The 10,456-nt window shown below is 50.2% G+C and carries 8 protein-coding genes, 4 tRNA genes and 2 rRNA genes; 9 read left to right on the top strand and 5 right to left on the bottom strand.

What is annotated here, in order from left to right; translation table 11 throughout:
• Positions 1 to 167: ribosomal RNA gene (locus BGL48_RS16385) — 23S ribosomal RNA — on the top strand; the annotation flags it as partial.
• A 115-nt stretch (positions 168 to 282) separates the two neighbouring features.
• Positions 283 to 398: ribosomal RNA gene (rrf, locus tag BGL48_RS10905) — 5S ribosomal RNA — on the top strand.
• Between the two features lie 446 nt (positions 399 to 844).
• Here rrf and BGL48_RS10900 read toward each other — a convergent pair.
• The 4 genes from BGL48_RS10900 to BGL48_RS10885 form a co-directional block, all read right to left on the bottom strand.
• Positions 845 to 3,430 (bottom strand): family 20 glycosylhydrolase, encoded by a 2,586-nt coding sequence (locus tag BGL48_RS10900; RefSeq protein WP_069362667.1) that lies wholly within the window; start codon positions 3,428 to 3,430, stop codon positions 845 to 847.
• A gap of 199 nt (positions 3,431 to 3,629) precedes the next feature.
• Positions 3,630 to 4,274: a nicotinamidase gene (locus tag BGL48_RS10895; protein ID WP_069362666.1), complete on the bottom strand. Its 645-nt coding sequence runs from the start codon at positions 4,272 to 4,274 to the stop codon at positions 3,630 to 3,632.
• An 11-nt stretch (positions 4,275 to 4,285) separates the two neighbouring features.
• Complete coding sequence (pssA, locus tag BGL48_RS10890; RefSeq protein WP_069362665.1) at positions 4,286 to 5,635, bottom strand: CDP-diacylglycerol--serine O-phosphatidyltransferase; 1,350 nt, start codon at positions 5,633 to 5,635, stop codon at positions 4,286 to 4,288.
• Between the two features lie 112 nt (positions 5,636 to 5,747).
• Positions 5,748 to 6,131 (bottom strand): GNAT family N-acetyltransferase, encoded by a 384-nt coding sequence (locus tag BGL48_RS10885; protein ID WP_241831360.1) that lies wholly within the window; start codon positions 6,129 to 6,131, stop codon positions 5,748 to 5,750.
• 124 nt (positions 6,132 to 6,255) lie between these two features.
• On the opposite strand from BGL48_RS10885, the gene murB reads away from it, so the two are divergent.
• Together murB and birA are read left to right on the top strand one after the other, a co-directional pair.
• Entirely contained in the window at positions 6,256 to 7,290 is a 1,035-nt protein-coding gene (murB, locus tag BGL48_RS10880; protein WP_069362663.1) for a UDP-N-acetylmuramate dehydrogenase, read from the top strand.
• Complete coding sequence (gene birA, locus BGL48_RS10875) at positions 7,287 to 8,255, top strand: bifunctional biotin--[acetyl-CoA-carboxylase] ligase/biotin operon repressor BirA (RefSeq protein WP_069362662.1); 969 nt, start codon at positions 7,287 to 7,289, stop codon at positions 8,253 to 8,255. Before murB ends, birA begins: the two co-directional genes overlap by 4 nt.
• 17 nt (positions 8,256 to 8,272) lie before the next feature.
• On the opposite strand, the gene coaA is transcribed toward birA, so the two are convergent.
• Positions 8,273 to 9,211: a type I pantothenate kinase gene (gene coaA, locus BGL48_RS10870; protein ID WP_069362661.1), complete on the bottom strand. Its 939-nt coding sequence runs from the start codon at positions 9,209 to 9,211 to the stop codon at positions 8,273 to 8,275.
• Positions 9,212 to 9,420: 209 nt separating this feature from the next.
• Between coaA and BGL48_RS10865 the strand changes: the two genes are divergently transcribed.
• The 5 genes from BGL48_RS10865 to BGL48_RS10845 form a co-directional block, all read left to right on the top strand.
• Positions 9,421 to 9,496: transfer RNA gene (locus BGL48_RS10865), tRNA-Thr, on the top strand.
• 7 nt (positions 9,497 to 9,503) lie between these two features.
• A tRNA-Tyr gene (locus BGL48_RS10860) sits at positions 9,504 to 9,588 on the top strand.
• A 37-nt stretch (positions 9,589 to 9,625) separates the two neighbouring features.
• A tRNA-Gly gene (locus tag BGL48_RS10855) sits at positions 9,626 to 9,700 on the top strand.
• Between the two features lie 13 nt (positions 9,701 to 9,713).
• Positions 9,714 to 9,789: transfer RNA gene (locus tag BGL48_RS10850), tRNA-Thr, on the top strand.
• 104 nt (positions 9,790 to 9,893) lie between these two features.
• Positions 9,894 to 10,456: GTP-binding protein (locus BGL48_RS10845; protein WP_141698089.1), on the top strand; the 563-nt coding region annotated here is incomplete at its 3' end.

Raw genomic sequence — 10,456 nt, 5'->3', positions numbered from 1 at the left:
CGCCGCTCTGTTCGTCGTCAACGTGAAAGGTGGCCCCGAGATGAGTCATCCCTAGAGCCTCGAGCTCTCTAAAGGGTTGTTCTAGACTAGAACGTTGATAGGCAGGGTGTGTAAGCGCTGTGAGGCGTTGAGCTAACCTGTACTAATGGCCCGTGAGGCTTAACCATACAACACCCAAGCGGTTTTGGGTTGGACTTAAAATAAAGCCAGTTGATTGTGGCGAGAACGAACAGCTTTCTAGATTTGTGTTTTGACTGAAAAGTGAAGACACACCAAATTTTGCTTGGCGACCATAGCGCTTTGGACCCACCTGACTCCATGCCGAACTCAGTAGTGAAACGAAGCAGCGCCGATGGTAGTGTGGGGTCTCCCCATGTGAGAGTAGGACATCGCCAGGCTTTGATTATCTAATCAGAGCTTACTGTTAGGCTTTAGTTAGTAACAATTTAATTATCAAAGCAGATATGCGTAAGACTTTGATAAGAAAATACCAAGCCCTGACCTGACGGTCGGGGCTTTTTTTTATTTATAGCAAGATATCACGCGTCTCGATTCAACATCCTCATCGCATCAAACAAGATAACCTAATTAGAGCTTACTGTTAGGCTTTAGTTAGCAAAAATTTAAGCATCAAAGCAGATTTGCGTAAGACTTTGATAAGAAAATACAGAGCCCTGACCTTATGGTCGGGGCTTTTTGTCTTTGGAAGGCTAATAGGCCCTTTATGCTTTGCTTTAAACTGCCTGCCAAGTAGATATCATTTCATTTTCTACCTACCCAAGATCCAATAAAAAGCCCCGTCTTGTCGACGGGGCGTTGTCTTTTTAGCTGTGTAATCGCTCGATTATTGAATTTGACTGATTCGGCTCACACGCTCTCCTGAAATGGTACGTAGCTGTACTGGGGCACTGACATGAGGGGCGTTATCCGCATCATAGGCCTGCCAGCTTGCACCATTATCGGTTGAGTACTCAATGGTGAGTCCAGGGAATGGCGAGTTCGCTTTCAATGTACCACTTTCTATCACCCCACCCGGAACCGGTAAGCGGAAGCCAACACCCTGTTGCTCAAGTTGGGGGAACCAGTAGTTCGCTAGCTGATTAGCAAAGAGGTTGTAATCCAGTTTGCGTTTGGTTTGATCTGCCTCTTGCCCGGTTTGAGTGCTTGCTTCCCACTCAGCACGGTGCCAAGCTCGCTCAGCCATGGCAAAGAGACGAGGGAAGGTCATTGATTCAAATTGGCCATCAGAGCGAATGGTTTCACTCCAAATAGATGCCTGTAAACCGAGCACATTTTCTGGACGCGTCAGAGTTTTCACGGTTGCAGCGTCTAATACCTCTTGTTTGGTAATAGGTGCGCCATTACGTTTTTCATCTGCGTTAGCGTAGAGGTCATCGGGCATAAAGCTAAACGTCTTACGGGTGTCGGTAAAACGGGGTGCCCAATAATAGCCACGTTCACTTGGATCTGGCTCATAGGGATGGTCAAAATAGAGGTGTGTGGCTTGGTTATAGATAACGCCATAACCATTGTTAGCGAGATTATAGGCGCGATCGGCAACGCCCCACTCCCAGATATTTTGCCACGCGTTGCCATAGACGTGTTCATTGGCAAGTTGTGCACGTGGATAGACGTTGTTGTTGTGCATGAGGCCATCTTCCCAACCACCGAGATCGAGCTGATGACGTTGGGTAATGTGCGAAATACGCTCGACAAAGTACTGACTCAGATCGTCGACACTGTTCACACCTGCATCGTTGTCTGCAATAAAGGCCTGACAGACGGGCGACGCTTTCCAAGCTCCGGCAATTTCATCACCGCCAAAGTGGAATGTATCGAGTGGCTGTATGTCTCGATGAACGTCGACTAACGCGTTAACCACCGTATCGACAAAGCGATAACTGGATTCCATGCAAACATTCATCGCATTGTCGGTGAACATTTGCACAGAGAGGTATTGGGTGTCGTCTTCAAAGTCCGTGAGCAAATATTCCTTCGCTTTGGCTTCATCGCCTTGTGCCATGAACTTGTGATAACGCGCTTCCATCGCTTTAATGGCCGCGTGCGCGTGACCTGGCATATCCACTTCTGGAATGACGGTGATATTGAGTGCCTCTGCCTTACGCAAGATCGCTTGATAATCGTCCGTGGTGTAGTACCCATTGGATGCTTCTGTGCCGTCAGGCCCTGCGCCTAAGAAGGGCAGCACGCAGTTGGTCTCTGACAAGTCATGACAGCGTTTGCTACCGACGTCCGCCAGTTCAGGAAGGGCTGGGATCTCAATGCGCCATGCTTCATCATCACTGAGGCGTAGATGCAGTTTGTTGAGTCTCAGTGCGGCCATCTGATCGAGTAATTTAAAGATGGCTTCTTTACTACGGAAGTTTCGTGCGGCATCGACAGACAGGCCTCGGTAAGCAAAGCGGGGTGCATCAGTTAGCGATACCGCCTTGAGTGTGTCGCCGGTTTTAAGTTGCAGCAAGCTTTGCGCGGCATATAGGGCTCCCGCTTGATCAGGGGCATCGATGTCAATACGCTGCTGCTCAGGTTGTACATCTAAGCGATAAGCTTCATGCCACTGGTCGCTTCCATTAAGGGTGACTTTTCCCCATCCCACATGAATGACTTTTTGCTTAGTGGGTGCCCAGTCGGTGGCTGAAATGCCAAGCTGATCGGCAAGCCATTGTGCTTGTGCTTGATAGCCGTTGTCGTAGACCACGGTCCACTCGCTATCGAGAGTGACATGGCCATTTTTCTCAATGCGATTGGCCGGCGTGGGTAGCACGTGTCCTTGGGTATCGACCAAGGAAAGATCGGCATTGCGCGCATAACGCTGTTCGGCCGTGAACGGGTCATAGTGGTCAGTCAATGCGCCGCCGTAGCGCTTCCACTTTGCGGGCGTGTCAAAGTCACCGACAAAGGTGAGTTCATCATCCGGCTTGGTGGGCACTTGGCCATTTTTGTGGTTACTGGTGCTGGTAATCAACGCGGTATGCGTGCCAGTTTCATCGTCGGAGGCTAAATACCAATTCGGCATAATATCGGATTTAGCCACTTGCCAGTCAGAGGCATTAAAGCCGACGACTAATTGATCACCGGGGGCGAGCGGGACAAAGCTGTCAGTCGGCTCGAGTTTGAAGAGATCGCCGTTGACGTGTGAGACTTTAAGTTGATCGGTGTCGATCGAGTTGATCATGCGGATGTGACTGAAATAAATCGTCCAGCCCGTTTTAGGTAGCGTCTGAGTACTTTGGTTAGTAAACGCCACGTTACCAGTAAATGAACGCCAGTCATCTTGCTTATTATCAAGCACTTGGTATTGGACATCGAGCCCGTTTCCGAGTGCATCAAGCTGCGATGCAGGTATCGCCCAAGCGGTGCTACATAATGACGCGCCGATCAGGAGACCCAGTGCGGTAGGTTTGAGCATGCTATCCTCCAAACTTATTTTTTATTGTGAAAATAGTTAACAGGACATTAGAGGATAGCGCTCAATAAGCCTAGCAATCTTGTGAGTCAAAGTGTTTTTATGTCTAAAGACTCATATTTATTGATGTATGTAGGCAGTAGGTTTCGCTAGAACAGCGAGTAAGATCGCAGTAGAAATCGTTGATTCACTGCGATACGAATTAACGCGGAAGTAAGCAGCTTAATGCGATTTGGCTATCTACGAGCCGAATGCCGACAGCGACCATTTCGTCACAAGCAGATGATACCGTGCTGGGGTCAATGCCGCGACATGCTGCGAGGTTAACAATGACGTCAAAACGGCCGCGCTTTTTCAATTGGATAGCCGTGGTTTTGACGCAGTAATCAGTTGCCAAGCCACCGACAATCACGGTTTCTACGGCTTGGCTGTGTAGCCACTCAATCAAGCCCGTACTGAGTTTCTCTTCAATATCATGAAAGCACGCACCGTAGGGATGAAGGTCAGGCTCGATGCCTTTCCAAACCACATAGTCGTAATCGGTAACGGGAGGCAAGCCGTCGATAGTTTCAAATCCTTTGGTGCCGGGCACAGCATGCTTGACCCAAGTAAGGTCAGCGTTTTTGTGTGGCAACGATTGAAACATATCCGCGGGATCGTCGACGACCCAGACCGCATTAGTAGGATGTGCATCTTTGGTCAGTATGCGTAAATCAGCCAACGCCGCCTGCTGGTTCAGAGCCGGCCCGATGGTGTCGCCCTCTGGCACAGGCAATTCATCAGGACAAAGCGGCGTGAAGGTGCATTGCGCATCCACATCAATCGCGGCAATTTTGGCTTGTTTCATTGCATCATCACCTAGAGTATCTGATTGAGTAAATGATCGGCCTTAACCCGTTTTATCCGTTTGAGCAGACGCTTGACCGGGGCGGGATAGTCTTCCATTTTTTCTATCTGTTTATAGCTGCCGACCAACTGAGTGTGTGCCAGAATCTTGTCGACTTCTTTCTGTTTCTGCGCTTCGAGTTGCTGATGCTTATCATGAATCAAGATGGCGTTTTCTAAGTCTAGCTTCCATGCGCGCGGATTCAGGTTATTACCTGTCAGCAACATGTATTGGCGATCGACCCAAATTCCCTTTAAGTGAAAACTGTTGTCATCATGTTTCCAAATATGGATGTTTAACTGGCGTTTGGCAATCGCCGCTTCGTTACGACGTGCAAAGTGGCGCAGGTTGACTTCATACAGATAGGGGAGTGCCGAAATGGTCTTAAACGGTGCCTCTGGCGGCGAGTAAAAGTCATTGGCGGTTTTATCGCCAACAATGATGCTCACCGTCACGCCTCGGCGTAGTGCACGACGAATTTCTCTGACGACACTGCGTGGCGGATTAAAATAAGGAGTGCAAATCACCAACTCTTTTTGCGCGCTCGCAATTAGGTGGCAGATATAGCGGTTGAGCTTGTTCTTACGCTTACCCAGTCCGACCATAGGGGTTAGCCCGACTTGATCCTCGCGGAGAGGCTCATCATCGTAGCGATAGCTCGCACGCTGTAGCTGGGTGCGAAACTCACGAATGCTAGGCTTAAGTGCTTTGCTATTGGGTCGGTCTGGCGAGGTGAGGCAGTTGACCGCACTATCTGCTGTCAGGGTATTAACAATAAAGTCTGCCATGGTGTCGGCGAGCGCTTTATTGTTGAGCACATGATAGCGGTCGTATCGATATCTATTATGTTGCGCTAAATAAACATCGTTTAAGCTAGCGCCGCTGTAAAGCACTGTATCATCAAACACAAAGCCTTTTAGGTGCAGGACGCCAAACACCTCTCGGTTTCTGACTGGTACGCCGAGTACCTCTATTTTATGCGGGTAACGCTCGGCATAGGCGCGATATAATCCTGCATTGCCATCAGACTGCTCAGCACCGATCAGCCCTCGTTGTGCACGATGCCAGTCGACTAATACCTTGATATCAAGATCAGGATTGGCCTGCTTCGCTTCATAAAGCGCATCAAGCACGCTACGTCCAGCCTCATCATCCTGCAGATACAAGGCGACGAGGTAAATCCTGGATTTCGCCTTTTTTATTTCACAGAGCAAGCGCTCTCTAAACGAGACGGCATCTAATAAGGTTTCGAGATTGTCTGGCTGGTGCGCAATGGTGGGCAGGCGGTCGATAAGCTGCCGGTTTGCGTTCGCTGAATCCATTGTTACCTCTTGTAGTTCGACGGCCAGAGTCGAGCGGTTTGATGCTAAACCCTGAATTATACCAGAAATTAGATCAAGTCATGGATCACTGCGCGTGGCTTTGTTGTAAATATCACGCTTTAGGTGTGTATTTCATCGCGACTAAGTCTTTACCGCTATGACAGTAGCTCTGGTATCGCGCCGCCAATTCCTCTGGCAGGGCTTGTGTATCCACACTGCTGAAACCGTGTTGCGCGTATAAGGCGGTCAATGGTCGAAATGCCAAGCAAAAGCTTGGACGCTGCGCCAATACGGGCTGGACGGCGTCGAGCAGTTGATGGCTTAACCCCGTCCCGCGCAAGTGCGGATGCAGCAGCATGCCAGTGAGCAGTTGGTAGTCTTGACGCGGCTGAAAGCGCACCGCGCCACATAAACCGCTGGGCCCATCCACCACCCAGATATGTTCATCCTTTTTCGGTTTACCCGGTGGATAGTAGGTTTTATAAAATCGCGCCACGAGAGGAAACCGTAACGGCTCGAGTGGGTGAATGTGGTAATGATCCATAGCCTAATAGATGCGCAATACGAGCAGGACAGGTAGTATACCTATCCATGATTTTTTCTGACAGCGTAATGCATTGATGAAGTGGTTATCTGATGTGTCTTTGACACCCCATCACACCTTTGGTCTCCCCGCCCACGCTCATGCGATCGTGGAAGCGCATACGGTGGAGGATTTATATGCTATTTGGCAGCACGCTGACGACCTAGCGCTTCCTAAGTTAGTGGTGGGAGAGGGGAGTAATCTGCTTTTTTGCCAAGACTTTCAGGGCGTGGTGGTGCTTAATCGCCTGAACGGTGTGTCAGTCGATGACGAGAGCGACCACTGGATATTGCACGTGGGGGCTGGAGAATCCTGGCATAACTTAGTCGCTTGGAGCATTGATAATGGTTTGCCCGGGCTGGAAAACCTCGCGCTTATTCCTGGCTGTGTCGGCGCCGCACCGATTCAAAACATTGGTGCTTACGGTGTCGAGTTTTGCGAGCGCTGCGCGTATGTCGATATCGTCAATCCATTGACTCAGCAAACACGTCGTCTGACCCGAGATGCCTGTCAATTTGGTTATCGCGATTCGATATTTAAAACCGACGTGATGACAGGGTGGGTGATCACACAAGTGGGGTTTCGATTAGCGAAAGCGTGGCAGCCCGTGCTCAAGTATGGTGCGTTAGCGGATCTCGATCCAGAGCAGGTATCAGCGCAAACCATTTTTGAGGCGGTCTGTGCGATCCGCCAAGCCAAGCTCCCGGATCCCCGAGAGTGTGGCAATGCGGGCAGCTTTTTCAAAAACCCGGTGCTTGATGCACACCAGGCGCAAGCCTTGCAGGCCCGTTATCCCGAGATGCCCATGTACGCTGCCGGAGAGGGAAAAAAGAAGCTCGCCGCAGGCTGGCTGATTGACCAGTGTGGTTTAAAAGGCAAGCAAGTGGGAGGAGCGCGTGTGCATCCTAAACAAGCCCTGGTGCTGACGAACGCTAATCAGGCAAGCAGCCAAGACGTCATTCAATTAGCCAAGCAGGTGGTCGACGACGTCAAGTCGCGGTTTGGTGTGACCTTGCACCATGAGGTGCGCTTTATGGGTGCCACGGGTGAAACCAGCTTGGAGGCACAATGAGTAGTGCACATAACGCTAGACTGACTCTTATAGACCGTTTATCTGATGGTGAATTCCACTCTGGCGAGGTGCTAGGCGATGCGCTAGGCATGAGCCGAGCCGCTATCAGCAAACACATTAAAGTGTTGCAATCGTGGGGGCTGGATATTTACCGGGTGCAGGGCAAAGGCTATTGCTTATCACAACCGATAGAACTGCTGGATGACGTCTGGCTCCGTGAGCATACCGACGTGCCCGCTTTATCCGCGATCCCGGTCATTGATTCGACCAATCAGTACTTGATGGAACGTGTGGGACAACTTGCGTCAGGCAGCGTTTGCCTAGCTGAATATCAGCAGCAAGGAAGGGGTCGCCGTGGTCGCGCGTGGGAGTCGCCTTTTGGCAGTAACTTGTATTTGTCGATGTATTGGCGTTTAGATGCCGGCCCTGCGGCGGCGATGGGGCTGAGCCTAGTGGTTGGTGTGGCGATCACCAAAGCACTCCATGAACTAGGCGCGCCAGGTGTGAAGGTGAAATGGCCCAATGACTTGTACTACCAAGATAAAAAGCTCGCTGGCATCTTAGTGGAAATGACGGGGCAAACCGGTGATGCGGCTCACCTTGTGATTGGCATGGGGTTAAATATTGGCATGGGGGCACATTTGAATCAAAACATTGACCAGCCTTGGGCGCGTTTAGCGGAGGCCTGCCATCCCATGCCATCACGTAATACATTGGCGGCAACCTTGATTGCGCGTTTAAAAGACGCACTGATTGACTATGAGCAACATGGGCTATCGAGCATCATGGCCGACTGGCCTAAGTTGGATAACTTTATCGACCGCCCTGTTAAACTACTGATGGGCGATCGAGAAGTCCGTGGTATTGAGCGCGGTATTGATGAACACGGTGCCTTATTGCTTGACGTTGAGGGTGACATCACGCCTTATTTGGGTGGAGAGATCTCTCTAAGACGCGATGACTAACCCTGCTCTCGCAAGCACTATTTGCGCACACGGATATGTTGAACGGAGTGGTTGGCACCTTTTTCTAAGATTAAGCTGGCGCGCTCACGGGTCGGTAGAATGTTCTCCGATAAGTTTTTCCCGTTAATCTCATCCCAGATGGTCGCGGCTTTTTGAGTGGCTTCGTCCACCGATAACCGCGTGTAGTGATGAAAGTAGGCTTGTGGGTCGAGAAAGGCACCTCGGCGGAATTTCATAAAGCGCTCGATATACCAATGCTTTAGCAAGTCTGGTTCGGCGTCGACATAGATAGAAAAGTCGAGAAAGTCGGAAATAAACACATGATGGGGGTCGTGCGGGTAATCCATACCACTTTGCAGCACATTGAGCCCTTCGAGGATCAAGATGTCGGGTTTCTCTACGTTTTGCACGTCAGAGGTGATGTCGTAAACCAGGTGAGAATAAATCGGCGCGGTGACACAGTCTTTTCCTGATTTGACGTCAGCCACAAACTCAACCAGTTTGCGCATGTCATAAGATTGCGGAAACCCTTTCTTATGCATGATGCCACGCGACTCAAGTTCGGCGTTTGGATACAAAAAGCCATCCGTAGTGACCAGCGCCACTTTGGGATGGTCAGGCCATCGTGTCAGCAAGGCTTTTAAAAGGCGTGCGGTGGTACTTTTCCCCACGGCGACGCTGCCCGCAATGCCAATAACATAAGGCACATGATTTGATACCGGTTGGGATAAAAACTCGTCTAGCACTTCCGTCCGGCTTTTACGCGCTTTTACATAGAGATTAAGCAGCCGGGATAGAGGAAGATAAATATCGCGGACCTCATCCATCGACAAATGCTCGTTAAGGCCGCGCAAGCGGTCAATGTCATCTTCTGTGAGCGTCATGGGCACTGCATCCCTCAGTTCAGCCCATTGTTGACGCTCGAACGACAAATAAGGCGTTAGCGTTGCATTCATGATCCATGTGCCTTAAGCCAGTAAAGAGGGTGACGATACCGCAAACGACAGGGAAGGAAAAGCGCCGACGATCGGCGTTAAGTGACCCGGTTGGTTATTTTCGCAACAATCACGCGAGAAAATACGCAAAAGACGAAAAAATCACCCATTTTTTTAAAATTCCCTATTGCACCCCTCAAATCCATGGCATAGAATGCGCAGCACTTGTCGCCGGCTTAGCTCAGTTGGTAGAGCAACTGACTTGTAATCAGTAGGTCGCCAGTTCGATTCCGGCAGCCGGCACCAAAATTTAGGTGGAATTCCCGAGCGGTCAAAGGGATCAGACTGTAAATCTGACGGCTCAGCCTTCGAAGGTTCGAATCCTTCTTCCACCACCATTTTCAAATTGTTTGAATAGCTCTACGAGTAACGATTGCGGGCATCGTATAATGGCTATTACCTCAGCCTTCCAAGCTGATGATGCGGGTTCGATTCCCGCTGCCCGCTCCACTCTTTTTAGAGTGCTGATATAGCTCAGTCGGTAGAGCGCACCCTTGGTAAGGGTGAGGTCGGCAGTTCAAATCTGCCTATCAGCACCATCCTCTCCAAGGTAACTTCAAGCCGTTTGATATATACTCAACAAACCTGATTGTTGGTTGTGTGGTCGTAATGCCACCGAAATACCGTGCTTAGAGGGACTGTCATGTCTAAAGAAAAATTTGAACGTACGAAAACGCACGTTAACGTTGGTACTATTGGCCACGTTGACCATGGTAAAACGACGCTGACCGCAGCTATCTGTACGGTACTTGCAAAAGTACACGGCGGTGCAGCGCGTGATTTCGCGTCAATCGATAACGCACCAGAAGAGCGTGATCGTGGTATCACCATCGCAACGTCTCACGTTGAGTACGATACACCGACTCGCCACTACGCACACGTTGACTGCCCAGGACACGCTGACTATGTGAAAAACATGATCACCGGTGCGGCGCAGATGGACGGTGGTATCTTGGTTGTTGCGGCAACTGATGGCCCAATGCCACAGACGCGTGAGCACATCCTACTTGGCCGTCAGGTTGGTATTCCAAACATCATCGTGTTCATGAACAAATGTGACATGGTTGATGACGAAGAGCTGCTTGAGCTGGTTGAAATGGAAGTTCGTGAGCTACTTTCAGAGTATGACTTCCCAGGTGACGACTGCCCAGTTATTCAAGGTTCTGCACTGGGTGCATTGAACGGTGAAGAGCAGTGGGAGCAGAA

The organism is Salinivibrio sp. SS3 (assembly GCF_001722105.1).
GTDB classification, from domain to species: domain Bacteria; phylum Pseudomonadota; class Gammaproteobacteria; order Enterobacterales; family Vibrionaceae; genus Salinivibrio; species Salinivibrio kushneri.
Note: the sequence above shows the minus strand (reverse complement) of the source record. Positions and strands in the feature narration are given on the sequence as shown.

Coding starts and splice junctions, on each gene's coding strand:
- BGL48_RS10900 (WP_069362667.1), bottom strand. CDS start 3,430: ATGCTCAAACCTACCGCACTGGGTCTCCTGATCGGCGCGTCATTATGT.
- BGL48_RS10895 (WP_069362666.1), bottom strand. CDS start 4,274: ATGAAACAAGCCAAAATTGCCGCGATTGATGTGGATGCGCAATGCACC.
- pssA (WP_069362665.1), bottom strand. CDS start 5,635: ATGGATTCAGCGAACGCAAACCGGCAGCTTATCGACCGCCTGCCCACC.
- murB (WP_069362663.1), top strand. CDS start 6,256: ATGAAGTGGTTATCTGATGTGTCTTTGACACCCCATCACACCTTTGGT.
- birA (WP_069362662.1), top strand. CDS start 7,287: ATGAGTAGTGCACATAACGCTAGACTGACTCTTATAGACCGTTTATCT.
- coaA (WP_069362661.1), bottom strand. CDS start 9,211: ATGAATGCAACGCTAACGCCTTATTTGTCGTTCGAGCGTCAACAATGG.